Raw genomic sequence first — 25,498 nt, forward strand, 5'->3', positions numbered from 1 at the left:
CCAAGTAAAACAGATCGACGTCTCTAGGTTATGCCCACGCCTGGTTCGATTGACTTCATGATGGCCTGGAAAGCTGGCCTTCCATTGATAACATAAGAAAGTTCACGCTACTTGCTCATGGATATACCTCGTCCTGAATTTCCGGCTACCCTCGACGTCGAGGCTCTGCTGGGCGGTGGCTGGCGGCCGCTGCCCTTCCATCAGTTCATCCTCAAGATCTACAGCCGGTGCGACCTCCATTGCGACTGGTGTTACGTCTACGAGCACGCCGACCAGAGCTGGCGCTCCCAGCCCCGCCGCATGTCCGACGCGATCGTCGACCGGACGGCCGCGCGCATCGCCGAACACGCGAAGGCCCACGACCTGCCCGAGGTGACGGTCGTCCTGCACGGCGGTGAACCGCTGCTGGCCGGAGCCGACATGATCGCCCGCACCGTGCGCACGATCCGGGCGGCCGTGGAGCGGCCGGTGAAGGCGGTCGTCCAGACCAACGGCGTGCGCCTCGACGAGACGTTCCTCGACGTTTTCGCCGAACTCGACATCCACGTCGGGGTGAGCCTGGACGGTGACCAGGTCGCCAATGACCGGCATCGGCTCTTCGCCGACGGGCGGAGCAGTTACCCCCAGGTGGAGAATGCACTGCGGCTGCTCGGCAAGGACGCCTACCGCCACCTGTTCAACGGCATCCTGTGCACGATCGACGTGCGCAACCCGGCGATCGCGACCTATGAGGCGTTGCTGGAGTTCGATCCGCCCACTGTCGACTTCCTGCTGCCGCACGGCAACTGGTCGTCGCCCCCGCCTTTCCGCATCCCGAACGAGGCGGGGGTGCCCTATGCCGATTTTCTCATTCCGATCTTCGACAGGTTCTACCGGACGGAACGAAAACGGACCGATGTCCGGCTTTTTACGGAGATCATCCGGCTGTTGGTGGGAGGAAAATCCCATACGGAATCAATCGGCCTGTCTCCGGTATTGATGGCAGTAGTGGAGACAAACGGGGCAATTCAGCAGTCGGACATCCTCAAGTCCAGTTATCCCGGCGCGCCGGCCACGCCTCTGCATGTGCTCACCGACCCGTTCGACGCCGCGCTCACTGAGCCGGCGATCATCGCACGGCAGTTGGGAGCCGGCGCGCTCGCCCCCGAGTGCAGGGGGTGCGAGGTGATGTCAGTGTGCGGTGGCGGTCTGTACGCCCACCGGTACGACGAGCAGTCGGGGTTCATGAACCGCAGCGTCTACTGCCCTGACCTGCTGGCCCTCATCCGGCACATCCACCGGACCCTGGAAGCCGACCTGGCCGCTGTTCGGAGCCGGAAGAGTGACAGTTAGGCGACCGGGAGGATCTGCCGCAGTTGCCCCGGCGGCGTCGCGCGCGGTCGCCACTCTCGCGGATAGCCCAGCGACACCTCCTCGAACCGCACCCCGTCGTGCCAGGTCGTCCGCGGAATGTGCAGGTGCCCGTAGACCATCGCCACCGCGCCGAACCGGGTGTGCCAGTCGGCCGTGCGGTCGGTGCCGCACCAGATGGCGAACTCCGGGTGGCGCAGGACGAACGTGGGGTCGCGGACCAGCGGATAGTGGTTGACCAGGACCGTCGGCAGGCCGCCGGGGCGGTCGGCCAGGCGGCGTTCGGTCTCCTCGGCGCGGGCGGCGCACCACTCGTCGATGCCGTCGTAGGGGTCGGGGTGCAGGACCATCTCGTCGGTGCAGACGACGCCCTTGTCGTACGCCAGCTTGAGCGCCGCCTCCTTGGTCGTGACGCCGGGCATGCGGTAGCTGTAGTCGTAGAGGACCATCAGGGGCGCGACCGTGACCGGGCCGTCGGGGCCCTCCCAGGTCGGATAAGGGTCTTCGGGGGTGACGACGCCCAGGTCGCGGGCGACCTTCACCAGGTGTTCGTAGCGTTCGACGCCGCGGAGCTGGACCGTCTCGCTCGGGTGGGTCCACAGGTCGTGGTTCCCCGGGGCCCAGACGACCTTGGCGAAGCGGCTCGCGAGGGTGCCCAGCACCCACTCGAAGTCGGCGACCTTCTCGGACACGTCTCCGGGCAGCAGGAGCCAGTCGGTCTCCGACCGGGGGCGGAGGCGCTCGACGATCTCCCGGTTCTCGGAGTAGCCGACGTGGACGTCGCTGATGGCCAGAAGAAATGTCATAACGGGCAGTCTCTCCAACCTGGACGCCCAAATCCACCTGCGAGGTGCTCGCACGGCTGGTTGCGGCGCCGTCACCACGAGTTCTCCGGGTGCGCCGTCGTGGCGGGGTTCGCGGTCGCGGGCGTTCGGCCGGTCAGCCGATCGTTCGGCGGACCAGGTCGCTGATCGTGGTGGCGGTGGTGAAGTCGGTGCTCAGGACGTTCTTCGTCAGGGCGAAGGCCAGGCCCGTCTTCGTGTCGGCGTAGGCGCTGCTGCCGCCCGCGCCCGGGACGCCGAACGTGGTCGGGCCGGGATCGGCGAACGCGCCCGGATGGCCGATGCCGTAGCCGAGGCCCCACCTCATGGGGTTGCCGAAGACGGCGTCGACCCCCTCGGCGGAGATCGCGGAGACCTCGCGGAGGCGTTCGGGGGAGATCAGCCGCACCCCGTCGACCTCGGTCATCAGCGCCGAGTAGAGGCGGGCCATCGCGCGGGCCGTCATCTTGCCGCCGGCCGGGATGTCGGCGGCCAGGATGTCGGGCCGGTTGCCGAACGCGGCGGTCGGCATCACCGACATCGGGGCCGCCCTGAACATCGGCAGGTCGGGCAGTTCGGCCGGCAGGCCCGGCGGCGGCTCGGGCGACGGGGCGTCTTCGAGGACGGCCAGCCGGTGCCGCTGGTCGGCCGGCACGCCGAAGTAGAGCTCGTCGGCCACTCCGAGCGGGGCGGCGACCTCGTCGCGCAGGACCTCGGAGATCTTCTTCCCGGTCACCCGCCGGACGATCTCGCCGACGATGTAGCCGAAGCTGTAGGCGTGGTAGCCGATCCCACTGCCGGGCTCCCACCAGGGCTCGGCGGCGGCGATGGCCGCGCACATCTCATCCCAGTCGCAGAGGTCTTCGGCCGTCGTGGTGAGCGGGATGCCGGGCACGCCGACGGTGTGGTTGAGCGCCATGCGCACCGTGGCCCGGTCTTTGCCGTGGGCGGCGAACTCGGGCCAGACCTCGGCGATCGGCGTGTCGTAGCCGATCAGCCCCCGTTCGGCCAGCACGTGGAGCACCGTGGAGGTGGCGCCCTTGCCGACGGAGTAGTTGTAGAACGGGGTCTCCGGCGTCACCTCGCGCCCGGTGGCCGGGTCGGCCACCCCCGCCACCGCCTCGGCCACGGGCTCGCCGCGGAGGTAGACCGCCACCTGGACGCCGCGCTCGACCCCCTTCTCGACGAGTTCGTCGATCGCGGCCTGTACGTCCCCCTGGAGATCGCTCATGTGTTCGAGTATAGCCAGTTCTTGGAATGTCGGTCGCCGCCGTTAGAGTCCCCGCCATGTCTGACGCGCAGATCGCGTACTCCTATTCGCGAGCCTCCGAACTCGATTTCTCCGCCGGCCTCCTGGGCCTGTCCACCTCGGGCGGGTTCACCCCGTCCGGCCTGGTCGCCCGGCCCCACTTCTTCAGCGGCGTGCTGACCAACGCCGCGCCCGCCGCGGCCGCCCTGATCGGCCTGGCCGACGTGGCCAAGACCCGCTACTACGAGATGCGCGCCGTGACGTTCATGCGCGACCCGGTGGTGACCTGCAACGGCGACCGGCTGCGGTTCGAGTCGTTCTCGGCGTGCGGGGGCGTCTACGCCCGGCTCGACGTGCTGCAGCAGGCGCTCGACGGCGACGTGGTCGAGGTCGGCACCACCAACGTCGACGTCAACGTGCCGCTGCGCAAGGCGCTGGCCCGGGTCGGCGGCAACGACCCCCTCCACCTGGCCGTGGGCGACGACGAGGTGGTCGCCACCACCCTCGACGGCGCGGTGGTGGAGAAGAAGGTGCCGCTGCCCGAGCGCTGGTTACGCGGCTTCGCCGAGGTCCAGGTGATCGCCTCCCGGTTCGACCTGCGCGCCTCGCTGGGCCGGGCCGAGGCCGTGAAGTTCGTGCGCGACCTGCCCAAGCGCGGCGTGTTGTGGGCGGTGCCCGCCGGGCGGTCGCTGCGGCTGACCGCGCGTCCGGCGCCCGGCGCGGTCTGCCTGGCCGGGCCCGAGCGGCTGGCCGTGCTCGCGCCGCTGCTGCGGTTCGCGACCGGGCTGCGCGTCTACGGCCCGGTCGTCGAGGGCACCCTGCCGATGGCGTCCGCGTGGGAGCTGGAGCTGCCCGGCATGCGGTTCACGCTCACCCTGTCGCCCGAGCTCCGGCGAGGATTCTCCGGCGAGGGGGCCGTCCTCGACGATCTGAGCGGCGACACCGTCGCCGACGACGCCGACCTGGTCGGCATGCTGCTGCGGTTCGAGCCCCGCCTCGACGCCGACCTGCTGGCCGAGCAGTCGGGCCTGACCCGCGCCCGCGTCGGCGCCGCCCTCACCCGGCTGGGCACCGGGGGCCGCGTCGGCTACGACGTCGCCGAGGCCGCCCACTTCCACCGCGAGCTGCCCTACGACGCGGGCCGCGTCCTGGCCATGAACCCCCGCCTGAAGTCGGCGCTCGACCTGGTCGAGCGGGGGGCCGTGCGGTTCACCGGGCCCGGCGTGGCCCAGGTGAACGAACGGACCGTCCGGCTCGCCCCCGGTTCCGCGCCCACCTGCACCTGTCCCTGGTGGATCGACTACCGGGGGTCGCGAGGGCCGTGCAAACACGTGCTGGCCGCCCAGAAGGTCGCGTCCCTGGTCGAGGTGACCGCGTGAACTCCGTCATCGCGCTGATCGGGCAGAGCAGGCACGCCTTCATCCCCGCCGCGATCGAGGCGCTCGACGCCGCCGGTCGCAAGGAGCTCCTGGCCGAGCTGACCGCCCGGCTGCGCATGTTCGGCGAGTGGCGGTTCGCGACCGACCACCGCCACGAGGTCACCGGCCTGCGGCTCGCGGGCGCCCTGTGCCACGGCGGCGCCGGTCAGGTCGCCACCTGGCTCAACCGCCGGGAGCTGCGCGAACCCGACGACCCGTGGGCCGACGCGAAGATCGTCGCCGGCGGGCTGCGCGGACGTCCACTCGAATGGCGCGCCGACCTGGCGCGGCGGCTCACGGCCGCGCTCCGCGCGCCCCGCGACGCGAACTGGACGTGGCGGCGGGCCGACAGCGCCCCGCCCGGATTCGCGCTGGCCCGCACGATGCTCCTGGAAACCGGCGTCGAACCCGAGGGCGACGCGTTCGTCGTCTGCTGGGCGTGGCACGCGTTCGTCACCGGCGACCTGAAGAACGACCCGGTCGCCGAGACGATGGTGCCCCGCCTGTTCGACACCGAAGCCGCCTCGGCGCCCTTCCGCAACAGCTGGGAGAGCGAGGCCACCACCAAGTTCATCGACCGGCTGCTCGCCGAGACGAAGAAGGGCCGGTTCGACCGGTCGACGCTCCTCGACGGCACGATCGGCCGGTTCCTGATCGGCGGCGACCTCCGCAACCTCGTCATGTTCGTGGAACTGCGCCGCCGGCTGGAGCCGGGCCTGGACGAGATGGCCGCCCGCGACCTGGTCCGCTGCCTGCCCGCCTCGCCCGCCAACGTCGCCGACCTCGCCGTCGAGGAACTGCGCGCGCTCGACCTGGCCGGACGCCTCGACGCCGACCTGTTCGGCGAGGCGGTCGGCGCGCTGGCGCTGCGGGCCGAGAAGAAGCACGTCGGCGCGGCGCTGAAGTGGATCTCCGAGACGTTCAAGGTCACCAAGGCCGACCCCGTCAGGGCCGAGGGCGCCCTGCTCGCCCTGGCCGACGTGTTCTCCGCCGAGAGCCCCGCGACCCGCGCCCGCGCGATCCGCCTCGCCGTCAAACTCGGCGCCGCGGGCGACACCGCCCGCACGGCCGTCGCCGACGCGGCCGCCCGGTTGTCCGCCGACGAACGCGCGCCGCTGGCCGACGCGTTCGGGGTGGCCGACACGGCCGAGGAGGAGGTGTTCACCGGCGTCCCCCTGGTGAGCGCGCCGCCGCTGCTGCCGCCGATCGGCACCGTGCCGGAACTCGTGATCGAGCTGAAGGACGTCCAGCGCACCGACGACCCGGACGCCTGCGAGCGCATCATGGCCGCCCTCGTGGAGCTGAGCCACCGCGACCGCGCCGCCATGGCCGCCGACCTGAAGACCGACTTCGAGCCCACCGCCTGGGACTTCTTCCGGACCATCGGCCACGTCCCCGACAACGGCGGCTGGTTGTTGTTCTGGGCCGCGGCCCTGATCGGCGAACACGCCGACGAAGAGTTCCTCGCCAGGTCCCGCAAGCTGCTCGGGCTGAACCCCTCGTTCCTGCAGCGCATCAAGGAGATGGCGCTGCCGCCCCGCGACCCCCACCGCAACCGGCGCACGCCGCACGCCCGCCTGTTCCGGCAGCGGATCACCGAGATCGTGCACATGGCCGCCCAGGGGGAGACCCGGCCCGGCCTGCTCGCCACCCCGACGCTCCCCGGTCACCTCGTCGACCCCGAGACCCTGCTGGCCCGCCTGGAGGCCCTCGGCGACCGCGAGCCGCTGCCCGCCGACCTCACCCAGGCCCTGCTCCGCCTGCCGCGCGAGGTCGACGCCTCGGTCGCCGACCGCGCCGAGAAGATCGGCGGCCACGGGGGCCGCATGCTGGCCGAGTGGATCCGCGAGGGCGGCCTGCCCGACCCGATCGTCGAGTGGACGCTGAAGGTCACCAACCGCTACGGCTGGGTCGACCGCAGGCCGGTCGTCACGATGGACCCGGGCCGACGGCTGCCCGACCACATCGACGCCCTGCTCACCCTGTCCCCCGATGACGACTACGACTACTGGATCCACCCCCGCGACATCTGGGCCGGCACCCTGCCCGCCCACCCGGAGGCCACCGCGGCCTTCCTGCTCCGCTGGATGTGCCACTGGGCGGAGCAGAGCGACCCCGCCGGCGAGGCCGTCATCCCGCTCGCCGTGGCCCCCGGCCCGGTCGGCCCCATCGTCGCCGCCACGGTCGTCGCCGCGATGGGCCACCAGCGGGCCGTCCAGCGCTCGGCGGCCGGCGAGGCCTTCCTGGCCCTCGCGGGCCGCCCCGACTTCCCGGCCGAGGGGGCCGGCGACGCGATCCGCCGCCTGGTGACGGGTGACGTCCTGAAGCTCAACCGCGTCACCGAGGTGCTCGGCCAGTCGGCCGACGCCGGCGCCCACGCGGCCGTCTGGGAGGTGCTGTCGATCGCCCTGCCCGGCCTGCTGCCGGAGGAGAACGCCAAACCCCGCTCGGGGCTGGGCGACCTGCTGGGCGTGGCGGTCACGTCGGCCCGCGTGTGCGGGGCGAAGGGGAAGGTGCCGGGGCTGGCGGAACTGGCCGCCCGGAAGGGGTCCAGCCGGGTGAACATGGAGGCCAGATCTCTGCTGAAACAACTCGCGGAGTGACCGTTCGGGTGGGCCGGTCGGCACGACCGGCCCACCGCGGTCCGGGCCGTCGGAAGGGTGAGATCTTCGGGTCTTGCGGTGATCCCACGGAAAGTGCCAGTGTCGTCACGGCGAGTACCCGTCGAGGAGAGGAGCCTCTTTGAAGGCCTTCACCATGCCCGAGTTCTACGTGCCGTATCCGGCCCGCCTCAACCCCCATCTGGAACGTTCCCGGGCCCACACCATGGCGTGGGCGAAGGAGATGGGCATGCTCGACGCGCCCAAGCCGGGGGGCGGCGTCGTGTGGACCGCCGAGGAGCTCGACCGCATGGACTACGCGCTCATGTGCGCGTACACCCACCCCGACTGTGACGGAGCGGCGCTCGACCTGGTCACCGACTGGTACGTGTGGGTGTTCTTCTTCGACGACCACTTCCTGGAGCTGTTCAAGCACTCCCGCGACTTCGCCGGCGCGCAGCGTTACCTCGACCGGCTGGAGCTCTTCATGGGCGACGCCCCGCCCGAGCCGGAGAACCCGGCCGAAGCCGGGCTGCGCGATCTGTGGGAGCGCACCGTGCCGCACATGTCCACGGACTGGCGGGAGCGGTTCGTCGTGTCGACCCACAACCTGATGGTCGAGTCGATGTGGGAGCTGGAGAACATCGACCGGGGACGGATCGCCAACCCCATCGAGTACATCCAGATGCGCCGCCGCGTCGGCGGTGCGCCCTGGTCGGCCAACCTGGTCGAGTTCGCCGCCGGGGCCGAGGTGCCCGGCGAGCTGGCCGCGACCCGGCCGTTGCGGGTGCTCTCCGACACCTTCTCCGACGCCGTCCACCTGCGCAACGACCTGTTCTCCTACCAGCGCGAGGTGGCCGAGGAGGGGGAGAACTCCAACGCCGTGCTGGTGCTGGAGAGGTTCCTCGGCGTCACCACGCAGGAGGCCGCCGAGCGGGTCAACGACCTGCTGACCTCGCGGTTGCAGCAGTTCGAGACGACCGCGCTGACCGAGGTCCCGGCGCTGCTGGCCGAGCGCGGCGTGCCGGCCCACGAGCAGGCCGCCGTCGCCCGCTACACCAAGGGGCTGCAAGATTGGCAGTCGGGCGGCCACGAGTGGCACATGCGGTCGAGCCGCTACATGAACGAGGGCATGGTCTCCGGGAAGATCCAGAAGCCTCAGGGTCTCGGTACGTCCACTCTGCGCATCGGCCTGGAGAAGCGGGCCCGGCAGCACTCCCACGTGCCGTTCGCGCGGGTCGGGCCGCAGCCCGTGCCGGAGTTCCACCTGCCCTACCCGCTCCGGATGAGCCCCCACCTCGATACGGCCCGCCGTCACGCGGTGACCTGGGCGCGCGAGACGGGCTTCCTCGACGAGGCGATCTGGGACGAACGCCGCTGCGCGGGCATCGACCTGGCCCACTGCGCCGCCCTGATCAACGCCGACGGCACCCTGGAGGAGGTCTGCCTGACCACCGACTGGCTGACCTGGGGCACCTACGGCGACGACTACTACCCGGTGGCCTTCGGCGCCACCCGCGACCTCGCCGGGGCCAGGGCCCTCACCGCCCGCCTCAAGGCGATCATGGACGACGCCGCGCCGCCCCCCGCCGGGGCGATGGAGCGGGGGCTGGCCGACCTGTGGCGGCGTACCGCTGGGAATCTGCCCGAACGGGCTCGGGCCGGGTTCCGGGCGGCGGTCGAGGACATGCTCGACAGCTGGGTCTGGGAGCTCGACAACCAGGCCGCCGGGCGGATCCCCGACCCCGTCGACTACATCGAGATGCGCCGCCGGACCTTCGGCTCCGACCTGACGGCCAGCCTGGCCCGGCTGGCGGCGGCCGAGACGGTCGACGACGAGATCTACCAGTCGCGGGTCATGCGGGAGCTGGAGACCGCGGCGCAGGACTACGGCTGTTTCACCAACGACCTGTTCTCCTACCAGAAGGAGATCGAGTTCGAGGGGGAGCTGCACAACATGGTCCTCGTCGTGGAGAACTTCCTCGACGTCGACAGGGCCACCGCACGCGCGATCGTGGTCGACCTGATGAACGAGCGCATGCGCCAGTTCGAGCACATCGTGGCCAACGGGCTGCCGTCCATGCTGGCCATGATCGGCGACCCCGAGGTCAGCCGGGTGCTGGAGCGCCATGCCGCCATGCTCAAGGACTGGATGGCCGGGATCATGGAGTGGCACCGCCGCTGCGCCCGCTACACCGAGCCCGAGCTGCTCCGGCTGCGCGCCGAGTCGTTCGCGCCGCCGCCCCGGCTGGTGCTGCTTCCTTCGGGTCTCGGTACGTCGGCGGTGCGGCCCCTGCCACGCCGTTAGGCCCCGTTTTTTCCCGGGCGAGCGGGGTTCGTGACCAGATCACGGGCTCCGCTTCGCCGTGCCGGGAAGGCGGGAAAGCTATGTTGGCGGGAGGGGAAGGAGCGAGATGGCCGGTACACCACGGCAGCGCCTCGACACCTCAATACCTCATCCGGCACGGGTCTGGGACTACTGGCTCGGCGGCAACGAGAACTTCGCGTCCGATCGCGAGGTGGCCACCCTGATCACGGAAGTCATGCCCGACATGCCGATCAACGCCCGGTCCGAACGCCAGTTCATCGGCCGGTGCGTCGGCCTGCTCGCCGGGGAGACCGGCGTCGACCAGTTCCTCGACGTGGGCGCCGGAATCTCGAACGCCGGGAACACCCATCTGGTGGCCCAGAAGATCAACCCGGCCGCCCGGATCGTGTACGTCGACAACGACCCGATCGTGCTGATCCACGCGCGGGCCCTGATGGAGAGCACGCCCGACGGCGCCGTCGACTACCTCGACGCCGACCTGCGGCATCCCGACCCGCTCCTGCAGGCCGCCTCGGAGACCATCGACTTCTCCCGGCCGGTCGGGCTCATGCTGCTGGGGGTGATCGAGTTCGTCACCGACGACACCCTGGCGCTCGACGCGGTGCACACCCTGATCGACGCCCTGTCGCCGGGCAGCTACGTCGCCATCGCCAGCAGCATGCCGAGTCCGGGCATGCGGGCGGCCGTCGATGTCTGGCACGCTCGGGGCGGCGCGCCGCTGGTGTTGCGCACCCCCGAGAACCTGACCCGCTTCTTCGACGGTCTCGACCTGCTGGAGCCCGGCGTGGTCTCGCTGCCGCAGTGGCGGCCCGACACGCTGACCGACTACCGGGACCGGGAGGTCTACCAGTACGGGGGCGTGGCCCGCAAACACTGAGCATTTGGGGAAATAGCCGGATAAAGTGGCTGGTGGCAAGACTTTTCCCCCACTGAAAGCGCGGGTATCGTGCGTTCTCCGATTTGGGTCGCAGAACGGTTTCCGCATGACGCTTGACGACCCGCGAGTCGACGGGCTGACGGAGGCCTTCCTCCGGCAGCAGCGTCGCTACACCAGCCACCAGGTCGCCGAACTGGCCGGCGTGCCCTTCCACCGGGCCCGCCGCTTCTGGCGCGCCCTGGGCTTCGCCAACGTCGCCGACGACGCGATCGAGTTCACCGACGCCGACGTCGAGGCGCTGCGCACCCTCATGGGCCTGCTCGCCGACGGCACCTACGACGACGAGCACATCATGCTCATGGCCCGCTCCCTCGGCCGGGCCTCGGCCCGCCTCGCCGAGTCGCAGGCCGAGCTCGGCGCCGAGACCCTCGACCTGGCCGGGGTCCCGCTCGCCCGGCGCAGCCACGCCTGGCAGCGCCGCGCCGACCGCGTCGTCCCCGACCTGGAACGCCTTCTCGTGTACGCCTGGCGCCGCCATCTCGCCGCCTCCGCCGGCCGGATCGTCGACCAGGAGACCGCCTCGGCCCGCCTGGCCGTCGGCTTCGCCGACCTGGTGGGCTTCACCCGGCTGAGCCGCCAGATCTCCGAGACCGAGCTGGCCCGCCTGGTCGAGCGCTTCGAGAGCCGCTCGGCCGACATCGTGGCCTCCTCGGGCGGCCGCATGATCAAGACCCTGGGCGACTCGGTGCTCTGGGTGAGCGACTCGGCCGCGCACGCCGCCGACATCGCCCTGTCGCTGGTCGGCGCGCACGCCCGGGTCAAGGGCATGCCGCAGCTGCGGGTGGGGCTGGCGATCGGGCCGGTGATCGGCCGGATGGGCGACGTCTTCGGGACCACGGTCAACCTGGCGTCGCGGTTGACGTCGCTGGCCCCGGCGGGCGGCGTGCTGGCCGACCCCGCGATAGCGGGGGAACTGGAGGACCATCCGAGGTTCGGGCTGCGGGCCGAGAGCCTCCAGGTGGTCAGGGGCGTCGGCGAGCTGGTGCCCTACCTGGTGTCGCGGGCCTGAACAGCCTGAGGCCGCCCCGGTCGGATGCGTGCCGGGGCGGCTCCAGCGTCTCCTACCTGGCGGGCGCGTGAACCCGGGAACTGCCCGAGGTGCGGGAGCCCATCTCCATGTCGGAGTCCATCTTCCGCATGTCGTCGTCGGTCATGTGGGTCTCCTCGACGCGGAGCGCCACGCCCATGGCCATGAGTGTGGGCGCCCACTGGCCGATGAAGATCCCCCAGCGGTCGGCCCGGTCGAGACCGGCGTCCTCCATCTGCCTGGAGATCATCCAGGTGCAGAAGGACAGCCCGACCGACGCGATGGCGGCGGTGTACATGTGACTGGACCTGAGACCCATACGGTGCAGCTTCTTGATCACTTGCGTACCCCCTTCGGTTCGGGTTGGGCGTGCCCGCTCCGAAGATCCCGAATTCGGGACATATCACGATATGGGGCAGAAATTTACGGCCGGATCAGCCGTCCCCTGGCGGCCAACTCGACGGTCAGCGCGACGGCGAAGGCCTCCGCCGACAGCAGCGCCACCAGGACCACCAGCTGCACGATCCCGGCCTCGATCGGCCCCGCCCCGCCGAGGAGCATGCCAACGAACGCGCCCGGCAGGGTGACCAGCCCGACGGTCCGGGTCTGGTCGAGGGCCGGCACCAGCGCCTGCGCGGCGGCGGGCCGGCAGATCTCCAGCCGGGCCTCCCGGGGCGTGAACCCCAGCGCCATGGCCGCCTCCACCTCGCCGTGGCGGGTGGCCAGCTCGTCGGCGGCCCGCCGCCCGGCCAGCCCCGTCGCGATCAGGCAGCCGCCGAAGACGATGCCCGCGATCGGGATGATCACGATCCCGTCGAGGGAGACCACGCCGGTGAGGGTGAGGACCGCCAGGATCGGGGCGGCGCCCGCCGCGATCGGCAGCGCCGCCCAGTAGGTGCCGATCCTGCGGGCGGCGGTGTGGGTGGCGAAGACGTACATGACCAGGATGAACCCCGCGACGGCGAGGCCGTTCGCGACCACCCAGGCGATCACCAGCGAGACCACCCCGAGCTGCACCACGGCCCGCGCGCAGGCCCGCACCACCGCCCACCCGTGCCCGAGCCCTCCCAGAGCGGCCACGGCCGCGCCGCCCGCGACCATGAGAACCAGTGCGATCGGCAACGCGGGACTCGGCGAGATCAGGGAGGTGGCTTCCACGCCCCGCAGTATTCCGCCTGCTATAAACCACGCGTGACGCTGGAGTGGGCGGACGATCAGTTCACCGTCCGGCTCGGTACGACGGCCGAGGTGATCCTGTGGAAGTCGTTCCTGTCCTCGGTGCGGAGCATGCTCCGCCACCTGCCCGAAGGGCACTTCGAGGCCCGCATCGGCATGGACGTGACCGCTTTCGGTGGGCTCTACGACCGATGGGCCGACGACGCCCCGAGCATCGACCTCGGTACGCGAGTTCGAGGCGGTCTTCGCGGCGATGCGGGAACTCGAGCACCTCGAGTCGCCCACGGAGTTCTGGATCGTGTACGGCGCTCCGAAGCGGCGGCTGCTCGATCTGATCGGTTTCATCGGGGATTCCGGGCGGCCGTCGTCCACCTGGGCTTTACTCAGGTCAACGATGACTCGAAGAGCTGACTCAAACTAGAAGTTCTCCCACAGCTGGTCCTCCGGGGCCCGGGTCGGCGGGGTGCCGGCGCGGGCCGCCAGCGCCATGGCCTCCGCCAGCAGCGGATGCCCGTCACCCAGGGCCGGTTTGCCGTGGGCGAGGGGGCGGCGGTCGAGCAGGGGGGCGAGCAGGTCGGCCACTTCGGCGGCCCGGTCGGAGCGGACGCGCTGGAGGGCGAGGCCCAGGCGGGCGCCAAGCACCGTTGGGTGGGTGGCGTCGAGCCGGTCACCGGCCAGGGCGAGCACGGCCTGGCAGGCCTCCTCGCCAGCGGTCTCGCGGCCCAAGGCGGCGGCGACGCGGGCGCGGACGAGGAGGGTCTCGGCCTGTTCGGGGGCGGCGTCGTCGGGGGTGAGGGCGTCGAGGACGCGGGCGGCCGAGGCCGGGTCGCCCACGGCCAGGCGGGCGGCCGCCTGGGCGCGCAGGACCGCCTTGGTCTGGGGGAGTTCGGCCAGGTCGGACAGGGCCGTCAGGGCCTCGCCGGAGGCGGTCAGGCCCTGGGAGCGGATCAGCACGGCCTCCTCGTGGAGGCGGGGGGAGACACGCTCGGCGAACCAGGTCGTGGTCACGGTCGCGTCGTCGAGCAGGCGGACCGCCTGGGCGGGGAAGCCGGCGTGCAGCTCGATCTCGGCGAGGCGGACCAGGTCGTATTGCGGCCAGTAGCCCTCGCCGGGGAGGTAGAGGGAGCGCAGGCGCATCGCCTCGGTCAGGTGGTGGCGGGCCTGGGCGGGGTGGGCGGCGGCCAGCAGGGCCTCGGCGAGGGTGACGCGGGCCGAGGCGGTGTTCACGTTGTCCTGGCCGAGGCGGTCTTCGCGGTCGCTCAGGGTGGCCTCGGCGAGGCTCACGCCCTCGGCGACGCGGCCCGCCCGCGTGGTGGCCCGCGCCAGGGCCTGGCGGGTCAGGGTGTGGCGGCGCCAGGCCGGGCCCGCGCCGGCCTTGGGCACCCCGGCGCTGCGGCGTTCGGCCACGTCGGCGAGGATCGCGCGGCCCTTCTCGGCCTGGCCCTCGTCGACGAGGAGTTCGGCCAGGTTGTGCTCGGCGCGGGCGATCAGGGACGCCGGGTCGGCCGAGTCGGGCAGCTTCTCGGCGATGCGCCGCGACTCCTCGAAGCAGCCCCGGGCGGCGGCGGTGTCGCCCAGGCGCAACAGGGCCAGGCCGCGCCGCGAGGTGACGTCGCACAGGGTCACGCCGTCGGCGGGGGAGCCGGTCAGCAGCGGGATCAGCTCGGCCCCGACCTCGGCGGCGCGGGCCAGCAGCGGGCTGCTGTCGAGCAGGACCTGGAAGACCACGACCAGCGCATTGGCCCGGGACCGGCCGTTGGGGCCGATCTTCTCGACCAGTTCGGCGGTGCGCTCGGCGGCGTGGAGGCGGTCGGCCCACTCGCCGGTCAGCGGGATCAGGTCGCGGGCCAGCCAGTAGGCGGCCAGGCCCTCGGCCTGCCGGTCGGCGGGGGCGTCGGCGTCGTCGGACATGGCGCGGAAGGCCAGCTCCGACAGGCGCTCGGCGCTGGTCTTGGCCCAGTTCTCCGGCGGCACCGCGACCGCGCGGGCGGCCTGGTCGAGGCGGGGGGCGAGATATTCGGCGTACGCCGTCACGCGCCCCTCCCAGCCCGCGGCGGCGGCCGAGCCGTAGGTGCCGGTGAGCCAGACGGGCGGGGTCTGCGCGGCCGAGGGGCGCTTCTCGGAGGTCGAGATGTCGCCGATGCCGAGCCGGACCTGCGCGAGCAGGAACCGTTCGACCTGGTGGAAGCGGGCGATGCGGCGCAGCGCGGCGGCCACCGACTCGGCCGCGCCGAGCATCGAGGAGACCGGCTCGGGGGTGTGCTCGCCGCTGGTGAACTCGTCGAAGGCGTGTTTGGCGGCCAGGGCGACCAGGACGCGGCGGCTGCGCACCTCGTTGTAGAGCCACACGGCGGACCGGCCGGTGTCCTTCTCGCCGCCCCGGGGCAGCCGGACCCGCTCGGCGACGTCCTCCGCGCGTACCTGGTGGTAGTCGCTGTGCCGGAAGGCGGCGGCGGAGGCCGCGGCGATCGCGGCAAGCCTTCGCTCCTGGGCTAGCACCGCTTGGTTCCCCCTATATGAGCTCATTACTTGCGAATATATCTCACTAAGGTTGGGCGAACCTTAGTGAGATGAGCTGACTCTCGCAAGGGTCAACCCGTAAACGCCCTGACCTCGCCCGCTTCGCGACCGGCCACCGCACCAAGGATGCCGCTTCTCTGGAGACACCACTCACCGGCGGAGCAGGAGGCGTCCAATGCGGGCAACCGAAAAGACCGGCGCGGCGGACGGGCCGGCCACGCGGGGATGGGTGGTCGTGCGGGGCGCCTGGGACGTGCCCACCCACGCCCAGGCGCTCCGTTTCGCCGCCCGCTTCGGCCGGCCCTCGGCCCGCGACGGCGGCCGGGCCGTCTGGGAGGTCAGGCCGCGGCCACTCGGGGGCACGTTCTCCCAGCGCAGTGGACCGGTGCCGCTGCACACCGACGCGCAGTACCACCCCGACCCCGAGGACCTGGTCTGCCTGTTCGCGGTCCGCCCGGCCGCCGACGGCGGCGACTCGCTGCTGCTGCCGGCGACCGGCGCCCTCGCCGCGCTGCGCGCCCACCCCGACGGAGCGCGGGCCGAGGCCGCCCTGCGGCGGCCGCAGTGGTCGTGGAAGACCCCGGCCGTATTCGCCGGAGGCGAGGCCGCGCCGCCCGCGCCAGTGTTTTCCGGCGACGATCAGGATCTCGCCGTGCGTTGGCGACCCGACAACCTCATGCCCGCAGGAGAGGGGCGACCCGACAATCTCATGTCCGCTGGGGAGGGGTGGGCCGACGACCTCCTGCCAACCGGGGAGGCGCGGGCCAACGATTTTGTGCCAGCCGAGGAGGGGCGGGCCGTCGCTGAAGCGTTCACTGAGGCGTTGGCGCGGGCCGATCCCGTTCGGGTACGCCTGACGCCCGGCGACGTCCTCGTCGTCGACAACCGTTGCGTTCTGCACGGCCGGACCGCGTTCGGGGATCCCCGGCGGCTGATGTTGCGCGTTCGGGTGTGGTCGCGATGACGCTGACCCGTGACGACTCGGCCATGTGGGCGTGGGCGGCCGGGCGGGCCGTCGCCGCCAGGGACGTCCCGGCGGCGGGGGCGGAGGCCGCCGCCTGGACGGTCCGGGGCTGGGCCGAGATCGCCCTGGGCTGCGCCCTGCTGGGGCCGGCGGCCTTCGACGGGCTCGACGCGGTCGTCCAGGCCACCGGTGTGCGCCACGGCGGCCCGGCGGCCGAGCGGCTGCGCGCCCTGCGGGGCCGGTGCGGGCCGGTGCCGCGCGGCTACCCGGACGCCGCCGACCCCGGCCCGGTCGGCCCGCCGGGGGAGGAGACCCGGGAGGCCTGCCGGCGGCTGGCCGCCTGGTGCGCGGCCATCCCCGACGCCGGGTTCCCGCGCGGCCGGGTTCGCCCGGTCCGCGACCCGCTGCGCTGGGGCGAGCGCCACCGGCCAGCCGCCACGCGCGACGTCACGGTCGTCGACGGGTCCCGGTTCGCCGGGCTGGCCTGGCGCACCTGGATGCGCCTCCCGGGCGAGCGCGGGCTGATCACCGTCGTGGTCGACGGCACCCACCGCGCCCCCGAACCACGCCGGCGGGTCTGGCGGGGTGTGCACGACGGCGCGCACCTCGACCACCTGGCCGCCTGCGGCGACGAGATCGAGTTCGGCCGGGGGCTGCTGGCGGCCGAGAGCTACGCCATGGCCGTCGAGCTGGTCGCGCTGGCGGAGACCACCGACCCGGTGGTCCGGCACGTGCTGAAGCAGGGGGTGGGGGAGCGCATCGACCGCATCTCGGGCCACCCGGAGCTCGGCGGCCTGCCGACGCTGGCCGCGACCTACGTCACGGGGGCGCTCGCGCTGCTGGGGGGCGAAGTGGTGGGCGTACCGGAGGAACTGGCGCAGCCCCTGCGGGGGCGCTGGGTCAGGGCGACAGCTGGCGCAGCACGATGTCGGCCTTCTCCGGTTCCGGCACGCTGAGGTGCACCTCCCAGCCCCGGCTGCGGGCCAGGTTCTCGCAGATGGCCGACCACAACCAGTGCAGCCCCGCCCGCACGGCCAGGTTGCCGTTGCCGGTGCCGATCAGCGGGAAGCAGATCGTGGTCAGCCGGTGGGTCGCCCGCTCCTCCTCGGCGAGCGCGAACACGCGGTGGACGGCGAGCATGATCGTCGGCGGGGTGACGTCGTGGTGGTGGGTGCCGGGCCGGGGCACCGCGACGGCCGCGTGGTAGACCCGCCGGACCCCGTTGAACGCCAGCGACCCCGGCCCGGTCGGCGCGACCGTGCCCGGGGCGACGGTGAGCCCGGGGCGGTGGTGCCGGGCCATCCACTCGTGCAGCTCGCGCTGGATCGTGTCGTCGAGCAGCTCCCCGGCCGGGCCGCGCCGCGAACCGGCCTTCCTGATCGCACCCGACACGCTGGGGGAGAACACCCGGGCCATCTCCAGGTAGACGTTCTCGGGGTTGACCAGCACGTCGACCCCGGAGATCAGCTCAATCGGCCGCACCTGGAGCACCGCCCGCCCGCCGCCCGACTCGACCGGGATGCGCGCCCCGACCGCGACCCGGGGCAGCACGTCGGCGCCGTCCTCCCCGCAGAGGGCGAGGATCTGGTCGGCGACCTGGGCGAGCAGCATGCGCTCCTGGTTCTTCCTGAACCGCTCGACGCTGAGCCGGTAGACGTCGGCGGCCCGTTTGCGCCGCGCCGCCGCCGTCCAGTCGCGGGTGCCCTGGACGAGCCCGAACGTGTACGCCGCCGCCGACCCGAGGTTGCCCTCGCCGAGCCGTTCGACGGCGTGCCGCACCAGCTTCTCCACGGCGGCGACGTGGCCGGCGGCCGGGTGGCGCAGAGCGGCGGCCCGGCGGAGATGCGGCAGGTCGGCGTCCCGGAGCCGGATCAGGCCGCGTTCGCGGAGGGCGGCCAGATCGCGGACGAGCTCCTGGTGCTCCGGCACGTCGGTCTCCATGGGCTCATTAACGCCTCCGTGACGGGGCAGGGGCAACCGACGGCAGAGACCGTACGAGCCCGGGAGGAGCCGCGGATGCGAGCGAGCGCGAAGGCACGGCACCGACGCGTCGACGTCGACGGGATCGAGGTCTTCTACCGGGAGGCCGGCAGCCCGGACCTGCCGTGCGTGCTGCTGCTGCACGGCTTCCCCAGTTCGTCCCACTGCTTCCGGCGGGTGCTCGCGCCGCTGGCCGGCGTCAGCCGGGTCGTCGCCCCCGACCTGCCCGGCTTCGGCTTCTCCGCCGCGCCGAAGGTGGACGAGTACGCGTACACCTTCGCCAACCTGGCCGACACCATGGAGCGGTTCCTGGAGCGGATCGGCGTCGAGGAGTTCTTCGTCTACCTGCACGACTTCGGCGCGCCGGTCGGCTACCACCTCGCGCTGCGGCGTCCCGAGCGGGTCCTGGGGCTGATCGTGCAGAACGGCAACGCCCACGACGACGGGCTGGGCGAGCAGTGGGACGAGGCCCGCGCCTACTGGGCCGACCCGTCGGAGGAGAACCGGGCGAAGCTGACCGAGTGGCTGAACTTCGAGGGCACCCGGGGGCAGTACCTCGACGGGCTGCCCGAGCGGCTGCGCGTGCTGCACCCGCCGGAGACCTGGCACCTCGACTGGGAGCGCATGTCGCGGCCGGGCGACCTCGACGTCCAGTTCCAGCTGTTCCGCGACTACGGCGCGCACGTCGCCCGCTTCGGCGAGCTGAGCGACTACCACCGCGCCCACCAGCCGCCGTGCCTGCTGCTGTGGGGCCGCCACGACGCGTTCTTCGACCTGGCCGAGATCATGGGCTACGCCCGCGACCTCGACCGGATCGAGATGCACGTCTACGACGCCGGCCACTACCTGCTGGAGACCCACGCCGACGAGAGCGCGGACGCCATCGCCGCGTTCGTCACCGACGTCTCACAGGCCCAGTAGCGCGCACACCGCGTCGGCCGCCTCGTCGGCCGGGCTGGTCCCGTCGACCACCAGGTCGGGGTGGTCGGGCGGCTCGTAGGGCTGGCCGTGGCCGGTCAGGTTCGGCAGCCGCCCCGCCTTCGCCTCGGCGTAGAGGCCCCTCGGGTCGCGGCGGGCGCACTCCTCGGGCGGGGTGTCGACCCACACCTCGGTGAAGTCGCCGTCGGCGAACAGGGCGCGGGCCGCCGCCCGGTCGGTGCGGTACGGCGACACCAGCGCCACCACGACGACGAGGCCGGCGTCCACCAGGATGCGGGCCACCTCGGCGACGCGGCGCACGTTCTCGGCGCGGCCCTGCGGGGTGAACCCGAGGTCCCTGTTCAGCCCGCCGCGCACGTTCTCGCCGTCGAGCACGTAGGTGTGCAGGCCCCTGCCGTGCAGCCGCCGCTCCAGCGTGTTGGCGAGCGTCGACTTGCCGGCGCCCGGCAGGCCGGTCAGCCACACCACGCGGGCGTGCTGGCCCTTGAGCCGCTGCCGGGCCTCGCGGTCGACGGTGTAGGCGTGCGGGGCGACGTTGCGGCCGCGCCGCAGGGCGTGCCGGACCATGCCGGCGGCGACGGTCTCCTTGGTGACGCGGTCGACGAGCAGCAGGCTGCCGGTGTGCCGCGACTTCCGGTAGGCGTCGAGACGGACGGGCGAGTCGGTGGTCAGCTCGACGGTGCCGATGTCGTTGAGGTCGAGGGTGCGCGCGGCCAGCTTCTCGCCGCTCACCACGTCGAGCCGGTCGCGCACGGCCGTGACCACGGCGGGCACGGTACGCCCGCCGACACGCAGCAGGTAGGAGCGGCCGTTGCGCAGGGGTTCCCCGGCGGTCCAGATCAGCGTGACGGAGAAGGCGGTCGCCGGGGAGGGGCCGTCGCCGGGCGGGGCCAGCAGGTCGCCGCGGCGCACGTCGACGTCGTCGGCCAGCGTCACCGTCACGGCGGTGCCGGGCGCGGCCCGGTCGAGGCCCGCCCCGCCGGGCGCGAGCAGCCGCTCGATCCTGGACGTCGTGCCACCGGCCCTCACCGGGTCGCCCGGACTGACCGGGCCGCCGAACACGGTGCCCGCGAAGCCGCGGAAGCCGTCGGCGCGGATGACGTACTGGACCGGCAGCCGGTAGCCCTCGCCGGGAGCGGGGCCCGGTTCCCAGGCGGTCAGCGCCTCCAGCAGGGTCGGGCCGTCGTACCAGGGGAGGTTCTCGGAGGGCTCGGCGACGTTGTCGCCGCCGAGGGCGCTGGCCGGGATGACGTCGGCCCGCATGCCGAAGCCGTCGGCCGCCGACCGCACCTCGGCCGCCAGGGTCTCGAACACCGGCCGGTCCCAGCCGGCGGCGTCGAGCTTGTTGACCGCCGCGATGACCGACGGCACCCCCATCAGCGCGCAGATCGCCAGGTGGCGGCGGGTCTGCTCGCGCACGCCCTTGGTGGCGTCCACGAGCAGCACCGCGACGTCGGCCGTGGACGCCGCGACCGCCATGTTGCGGGTGTACTGCTCGTGGCCGGGCGCGTCGGCGACGATCACCCGGCGGCCCGAGGGCAGGTCCATGAACAGGTGGGCGACGTCGATGGTGATGCCCTGCTCGTGCTCGGCCTCCAGCCCGTCGGTCAGCAGGGAGTAGTCGACCTCCCCGGCCGCCACGGTGGAGCCGCCGCGCCGGGTCTCGCGGGCGTAGTCGAGCCGGTCGTCGTCGGCGCCGCCGGTGGCGGCCAGCAGCCTGCCGATGAGGGTGGACTTGCCGTCGTCGACCGAGCCGCACGCCACGACTCTCAGTACCGCGACCATCAGAAATACCCCTCCGACTTCTTGCTCTCCATGGACGTGCCGCCCTCGCCGTCGATGAGCCGGCCGGCCCGTTCCGACCGGCGGTCGCGCCGCATCTCGTCGATGACCTCGTCGAGGTTCTCCGCCTTGGACTCCACGGCCGCCGTCAGCGGGTAGCAGCCGAGGGTGCGGAACCTGACCCGGCGCTCCTGCGGCCGCTCGCCGGGCTCCAGGGGGTAGCGGTCGTCGTCCACCATGATCAGTGCGCCGTCCCGCTCGACGACCGGGCGCGGCGCGGCGAAGTAGAGCGGCACGACGGGGATGTCCTCGCGCCGGACGTAGCGCCAGACGTCGAGCTCGGTCCAGTTCGACAGCGGGAACACCCGCATCGTCTGGCCGTCGGCGAGTTCGGTGTTGGCCTGCCACCAGAACTCCGGGCGCTGCGAGCGCGGCTCCCAGCGGTGGCCGGGCTCGCGCAGCGAGAAGACGCGCTCCTTGGCCCGCGACCGCTCCTCGTCGCGCCGCGCGCCGCCGATCGCCGCCTCGAACCCGCCATCGTCGAGCGCCCGGCGCAGGGTGAGGGTCTTCTTGATCCGGGTGTACTCGTGGGCGCCGTGGGTGAACGGGGTGGCCTCGTCGGGGCTGGTGTGCACCCGCAGGTCGAGCCCCAGCCGCTCGGCCGTGGCGTCGCGGAAGGCGATCATCTCGCGGAACTTCCAGCCGGTGTCGACGTGGATCACGGGGAACGGCATCCGGCCGGGCGCGAACGCCTTCAGCGCCAGGTGCAGCAGCACCGAGGAGTCCTTGCCGATCGAATAGAGCAGCACCGGCCGCCGGAACGCCCCGGCGACCTCGCGCAGGATGTGCACCGCCTCGGCTTCGAGCATGTCGAGGACGTCGTCTTCTCCGGCCATGTCCGGACCTCCGGCTTCGGGGTGGAGTAACCTGTAAATGGCTTCTGATCGGTTATCTGAAGGAGGCACGATGCGGTCGCTGACCGTGAAAGAGCTGTCCAAGGAGACCTGGGGCGACTTCGAGTCGGTGCTCGGCGCCAACGGAGGCGCCCGCGGCTGCTGGTGCATGCACTGGCGGTTGTCCATCAAGGAGTGGACGGAGGGCAAGGGCGAGGGCAACAGGAAGGCGATGAAGCGCCTCGCCGGGCGCGAACCCGTGCCCGGCCTCGTCGTCTACGACGGCGACGCCCCGGTCGCGTGGTGCTCGCTCGGCCCGCGGTCGGCCTTCCCCCGGCTGGAGCGTTCGCCGCTGCTGAAGGGCCTCGGCGACGAGGAGGTCTGCGCCATCGCGTGCGTGTACGTCGAGAAGGGACATCGTGGCTCCGGGTTGTTGCCGGGCATCCTGGAAGCGGTCTGCGACTGGGCCTCGGCGGCGGGCTACGCCACCGCCGAGGGCTACCCGGTCGAACCCCGCGACGGGAGGCGCGCCGGGGCCGACACCGCGATGACGGGCATCGCCGGCGCCTTCCTCGACGCGGGGTTCTCCGAGGTGGCCCGCCCGCGCGCCGACCGGCCGATCATGCGGCGGAAGGTCTAGCCCGCGCGAGCGCCTCGTAGTAGGGCCGGTGGTGGTCGGCGACGCGGCGCAGGTGCGCGCTGGTCGACGGCGTCTCGCGCGCGGCGGGCGCCGTCGCCGCCAGCCCGCTGCTCCCGGCCACCTCGGTGTGCCACCGGGTGGTGCGCCGCCAGCCCGTCTGCTCGCCCGGATCCCAGCGCATCGCCTCGGGCCGGAACTCCAGCCCGACGTGGGCGCAGTAGGCGCGGACGGTCTCCTCCGGCCGCGCCACCAGGTCGTCGCCGTCGATCACCAGCGGGGTCTCGCCGGTGGCCGACCGGACGGCCTCGAATATGGCGTGCAGGTACTCGAAGCCGTACTCGTCGAGCGTCGCGTCGGGGTTCACCGCGTAGTGGGAGGCGACCGCGCCCTCGGGCTCCCGGATCATGAACGTGTTGATCACGTCGGTGAACAGGCGCTCGTCGTCGAACAGCGGCGTGTACGTGTAGTCGGAGGTGTCCTTGGCGAAGACCCGCCGGCCGGCGGCCCCGAGGCCGAGCATCACGTCGAGCAGCTCGACCGGCGAGGTCACGGTCTGGCCCGCGAGGGTGAAGCCGCCGTCGTCCTGGAGGGACGAGAACGGCTCGTGGGCCACCTCCAGGTCGCCGCGCTCCATCATGACGCGCAGGAACGCGGTCGACCGCGACCGGGGCACCGCCCACAACAGGATCGGCTTCACTGCGACCACTCCGTCGGCCGCCGGTCCCAGCGGTGCTCGCGCAGCTCCGCCATCAGCGCCTCGCTCAGCGGTTCGGCGTCGCTCGCGGCGAGGTTGGCCCGCACGTGGGCGGGCTTGCGCATGCCCGGGATGACCGTGGAGACGTCGGGGTTCTGGAGGATGAACCGCAGCGCGAGCTCGGGCAGGGTCATGCCCTCGGGCACGATGCGGGCCAGCCGCTCGGCCCGGTCGACGCTCGGCCCGAGGTTCTCCGGGACGAAGTAGGTGTTGCGCCAGTCGCCCTCGGGCCAGCGGCTGTCACGGGTCAGCGTGCCGGTGAGGGTGCCCTCGTCGAAGGGCACCCGGGCGACCACCGCGACGTCGAGCTCGCGGCAGGCCGGGAACAGCTCGTCTTCCGGGGCCTGGTCGAAGACGTTGTAGATGACCTGGACGGCGTCGATCAGCCCCGTCCGCAGGGTCTCCAGCACGTTCCAGGGCTCCCAGCGGTTGACGCTGATCCCCACCCCCTCGATCAGGCCGCGTTCGCGCATCTCGGCGACGGTGTCCTGCCACGAGGGGTCGTGCGCCCAGGCGTCCTCCCAGACGTGGAACTGGAACAGGCCGACCGATTCCGTGCCGAGTCCGTCGAGGCTCCGGTGCAGGTACTCCCACAGGTGGTCGGGCGGGTAGACGTCGGCCAGCTTGGAGTCGCGGGTGGACGGCCACGCGAGGTCTTTCGGCGGCGGCTTGGTCGCCACGTGGAGACGGCGCTCCGGATGGCGTTTCAGCAGGCGGCCGAGCATACGTTCGCTCTCGCCGCGCCCGTAGATCCAGGCGGTGTCGAAGTAGTCGCAGCCGAGCCCGACGGCCTCGTCGAGGGCGGCGTCGCCGGTCGCGTCGTCGGCGCCGGTCCAGCCGCCCTCGCCGCCGGCGATGCCCCACATGCCGTAGCCGACGTCGCCGACCGTCCAGCCGAGCCGGCCGAAGCGGCGCTCACGCATGGCCGTCTCCTTCCCGGCTCCAGCGGTTGCCGCCCGAGCCGAACCGGGTCTGCTGCACGACGTGACTGGCCGCCTTCATCCCCTCGGGGCGGACCACGCCCCGGTGGACCGACAGCGTCACGCTGCCGCTGAGGTCGCCGACGAGCCGGTCGACCGCCTCGCGCGCCGCCTGGGCGGCGGGGTCGAGCCAGCGGGCCTCGTACATCGCGGCGCCCAGGACGGCGGCCAGCCGGTCGTAGAGCTCACGGCCGGCCGCGTCGAGACCGGCCTGCAGGACGCGGGTCCAGGCGCGTTCGAGCAGCTCCAGGCCGGGCGCCTCGTAGACGCCCCGGCAGACCGTGCCGACGATGCGCCGTTCGACGACGTCGCGCAGCCAGACGCCGTGGCGGGCGCCGATCGTGTTGGCCGCAGCCATCCACGCGACCGGGTCGGGGCCGCTGCCGTCGACGCCGGCCACCCGCCCGTCGCGGAACTCGACGGTGACGGTCTGGGGTTCGGTCGGGGCCTCGTGGGGCCAGGCGCTCCAGCGCGGCCGCAGCCGGGTGACCGGCGTCGCGAGGTCTTCGAGCTCGGCCGACTCGTGGGAGGCGCCGGCGAGGCAGGCGTCGGTGGACCGGTCGGCGGCGCTGCCCCGGTCGAGGCGCAGCCCCTGCCGGGCGACCGCCGCCGCCATGGCCGCCCGGTCGGGGAACCGGCCGAGGGCGCGCGGGTCGGTCCACGGTTCGACCCGGCTCATGCCGGGGGCGACCAGGCCGCCGTAGCGCGCGAACCGGCGCTGGTCGTTGCCGCCGCCGACGCAGCCGTGGACGAAGGTCTCGCAGCCGTCGGCCCGCATCCGCGGCAGCAGTTCGGCCGCCAGCACCAAGCGGGACGCGCCGGTGGTGTTCCAGTAGCCGCCGTCGTGGCGGGCGCGGTACCGCAGCAGATCGGACGCCACGGCGGCCATCGGCGCGCGCAGGTCGGTGACGACGACGTCGGCGCCGGAATCGCGCAGGGATGACGCGAGCGCGTCGATCTCCGCACGGTCGGACTGGCCGAGGTCGGCGAGGTAGTGCCGGGCCGGGACGGACGTCTCACGGAGCCATACTCCGACGGCCAGAGAGGACAGCCCTCCTGATTGGAATAACCCCGTCTTGGGGGCGCCATCGGCTGTTTCCACGACCTCCTCCTTGCGCTGGTGGATTCCTGACAATGTG

Annotated in this window: 22 protein-coding genes; 11 read left to right on the top strand and 11 right to left on the bottom strand. The window is 72.6% G+C overall.

Annotated features, from left to right (window positions below):
• Positions 1-117: 117 nt before the first annotated feature.
• Positions 118-1,332: an FxsB family cyclophane-forming radical SAM/SPASM peptide maturase gene (locus AW274_RS19180; protein ID WP_062433994.1), complete on the top strand. Its 1,215-nt coding sequence runs from the start codon at positions 118-120 to the stop codon at positions 1,330-1,332.
• On the opposite strand, the gene AW274_RS19185 is transcribed toward AW274_RS19180, so the two are convergent.
• The gene (locus AW274_RS19185; protein WP_062433996.1) at positions 1,329-2,156 is read right to left on the bottom strand and encodes a metallophosphoesterase family protein; all 828 of its coding nucleotides are present in this window, start codon (positions 2,154-2,156) and stop codon (positions 1,329-1,331) included. The two genes, AW274_RS19180 and AW274_RS19185, sit on opposite strands and share 4 nt — an antisense overlap.
• 133 nt (positions 2,157-2,289) lie before the next feature.
• Positions 2,290-3,402, bottom strand: a complete 1,113-nt coding sequence (locus AW274_RS19190; RefSeq protein ID WP_062433999.1) for a serine hydrolase domain-containing protein — start codon at positions 3,400-3,402, stop codon at positions 2,290-2,292.
• A gap of 56 nt (positions 3,403-3,458) precedes the next feature.
• Between AW274_RS19190 and AW274_RS19195 the strand changes: the two genes are divergently transcribed.
• From AW274_RS19195 to AW274_RS19215, 5 genes are all read left to right on the top strand, one after another.
• Entirely contained in the window at positions 3,459-4,799 is a 1,341-nt protein-coding gene (locus AW274_RS19195) for an SWIM zinc finger family protein (RefSeq protein ID WP_062434002.1), read from the top strand.
• On the top strand, positions 4,796-7,441 hold the full coding sequence (locus tag AW274_RS19200; protein ID WP_062434006.1) for a DUF6493 family protein: 2,646 nt from the start codon (positions 4,796-4,798) through the stop codon (positions 7,439-7,441). The genes AW274_RS19195 and AW274_RS19200 overlap by 4 nt, the downstream gene beginning before the upstream one ends.
• A gap of 139 nt (positions 7,442-7,580) precedes the next feature.
• Positions 7,581-9,746 (top strand): terpene synthase family protein, encoded by a 2,166-nt coding sequence (locus AW274_RS19205; protein ID WP_062434010.1) that lies wholly within the window; start codon positions 7,581-7,583, stop codon positions 9,744-9,746.
• 106 nt (positions 9,747-9,852) lie between these two features.
• Positions 9,853-10,644, top strand: coding sequence for an SAM-dependent methyltransferase (locus AW274_RS19210; RefSeq protein WP_062434027.1), 792 nt, complete (start codon positions 9,853-9,855; stop codon positions 10,642-10,644).
• A gap of 106 nt (positions 10,645-10,750) precedes the next feature.
• Complete coding sequence (locus tag AW274_RS19215) at positions 10,751-11,713, top strand: adenylate/guanylate cyclase domain-containing protein (RefSeq protein WP_062434029.1); 963 nt, start codon at positions 10,751-10,753, stop codon at positions 11,711-11,713.
• A 52-nt stretch (positions 11,714-11,765) separates the two neighbouring features.
• Here the strand turns inward: AW274_RS19215 and AW274_RS19220 are convergent, their stop codons facing one another.
• Both AW274_RS19220 and AW274_RS19225 read right to left on the bottom strand, forming a co-directional pair.
• Complete coding sequence (locus AW274_RS19220; RefSeq protein ID WP_232320182.1) at positions 11,766-12,029, bottom strand: hypothetical protein; 264 nt, start codon at positions 12,027-12,029, stop codon at positions 11,766-11,768.
• Between the two features lie 125 nt (positions 12,030-12,154).
• On the bottom strand, positions 12,155-12,889 hold the full coding sequence (locus AW274_RS19225; protein ID WP_232320183.1) for an ABC transporter permease: 735 nt from the start codon (positions 12,887-12,889) through the stop codon (positions 12,155-12,157).
• 33 nt (positions 12,890-12,922) lie between these two features.
• Between AW274_RS19225 and AW274_RS40400 the strand changes: the two genes are divergently transcribed.
• Entirely contained in the window at positions 12,923-13,318 is a 396-nt protein-coding gene (locus AW274_RS40400) for a hypothetical protein (protein WP_157520442.1), read from the top strand.
• A gap of 6 nt (positions 13,319-13,324) precedes the next feature.
• Here AW274_RS40400 and AW274_RS19235 read toward each other — a convergent pair whose 3' ends face one another.
• Complete coding sequence (locus AW274_RS19235) at positions 13,325-15,406, bottom strand: tetratricopeptide repeat-containing protein (protein ID WP_062434039.1); 2,082 nt, start codon at positions 15,404-15,406, stop codon at positions 13,325-13,327.
• A gap of 196 nt (positions 15,407-15,602) precedes the next feature.
• On the opposite strand from AW274_RS19235, the gene AW274_RS19240 reads away from it, so the two are divergent.
• Complete coding sequence (locus AW274_RS19240) at positions 15,603-16,391, top strand: TauD/TfdA family dioxygenase (protein WP_062434043.1); 789 nt, start codon at positions 15,603-15,605, stop codon at positions 16,389-16,391.
• Positions 16,388-17,347 carry a hypothetical protein gene (locus AW274_RS19245; RefSeq protein ID WP_157520445.1) on the top strand — a complete coding sequence of 320 codons (960 nt, stop codon included), beginning with the start codon at positions 16,388-16,390 and terminating at the stop codon, positions 17,345-17,347. Before AW274_RS19240 ends, AW274_RS19245 begins: the two co-directional genes overlap by 4 nt.
• Here AW274_RS19245 and AW274_RS19250 read toward each other — a convergent pair.
• Positions 17,292-18,332: a macro domain-containing protein gene (locus AW274_RS19250; protein WP_062434048.1), complete on the bottom strand. Its 1,041-nt coding sequence runs from the start codon at positions 18,330-18,332 to the stop codon at positions 17,292-17,294. The genes AW274_RS19245 and AW274_RS19250 overlap by 56 nt on opposite strands.
• A 75-nt stretch (positions 18,333-18,407) precedes the next feature.
• On the opposite strand from AW274_RS19250, the gene AW274_RS19255 reads away from it, so the two are divergent.
• Positions 18,408-19,292: an alpha/beta fold hydrolase gene (locus AW274_RS19255; protein ID WP_062434051.1), complete on the top strand. Its 885-nt coding sequence runs from the start codon at positions 18,408-18,410 to the stop codon at positions 19,290-19,292.
• Here the strand turns inward: AW274_RS19255 and cysC are convergent.
• Positions 19,278-21,095 (bottom strand): adenylyl-sulfate kinase, encoded by a 1,818-nt coding sequence (gene cysC, locus AW274_RS19260; RefSeq protein ID WP_062434054.1) that lies wholly within the window; start codon positions 21,093-21,095, stop codon positions 19,278-19,280. The two genes, AW274_RS19255 and cysC, sit on opposite strands and share 15 nt — an antisense overlap.
• Positions 21,095-21,988, bottom strand: a complete 894-nt coding sequence (cysD, locus tag AW274_RS19265) for a sulfate adenylyltransferase subunit CysD (RefSeq protein WP_062434057.1) — start codon at positions 21,986-21,988, stop codon at positions 21,095-21,097. Before cysD ends, cysC begins: the two co-directional genes overlap by 1 nt.
• Before the next feature lie 70 nt (positions 21,989-22,058).
• Between cysD and AW274_RS19270 the strand changes: the two genes are divergently transcribed.
• On the top strand, positions 22,059-22,625 hold the full coding sequence (locus AW274_RS19270; protein WP_083974482.1) for a GNAT family N-acetyltransferase: 567 nt from the start codon (positions 22,059-22,061) through the stop codon (positions 22,623-22,625).
• Here the strand turns inward: AW274_RS19270 and AW274_RS19275 are convergent.
• From AW274_RS19275 to AW274_RS19285, 3 genes are read right to left on the bottom strand one after another with little or no spacing between them, the layout of a single operon-like run.
• Positions 22,606-23,322: a sulfotransferase-like domain-containing protein gene (locus AW274_RS19275; protein WP_062434060.1), complete on the bottom strand. Its 717-nt coding sequence runs from the start codon at positions 23,320-23,322 to the stop codon at positions 22,606-22,608. The two genes, AW274_RS19270 and AW274_RS19275, sit on opposite strands and share 20 nt — an antisense overlap.
• Positions 23,319-24,302 (bottom strand): aldo/keto reductase, encoded by a 984-nt coding sequence (locus tag AW274_RS19280; protein WP_062434064.1) that lies wholly within the window; start codon positions 24,300-24,302, stop codon positions 23,319-23,321. Before AW274_RS19280 ends, AW274_RS19275 begins: the two co-directional genes overlap by 4 nt.
• Positions 24,295-25,461 (bottom strand): argininosuccinate synthase domain-containing protein, encoded by a 1,167-nt coding sequence (locus AW274_RS19285; RefSeq protein WP_062434067.1) that lies wholly within the window; start codon positions 25,459-25,461, stop codon positions 24,295-24,297. Before AW274_RS19285 ends, AW274_RS19280 begins: the two co-directional genes overlap by 8 nt.
• Between the last annotated feature and the right edge of the window lie 37 nt (positions 25,462-25,498).

The sequence above is a fragment of the Herbidospora daliensis genome (genome assembly GCF_001570585.1).
Taxonomy (GTDB): Bacteria; Actinomycetota; Actinomycetes; order Streptosporangiales; family Streptosporangiaceae; genus Herbidospora; species Herbidospora daliensis.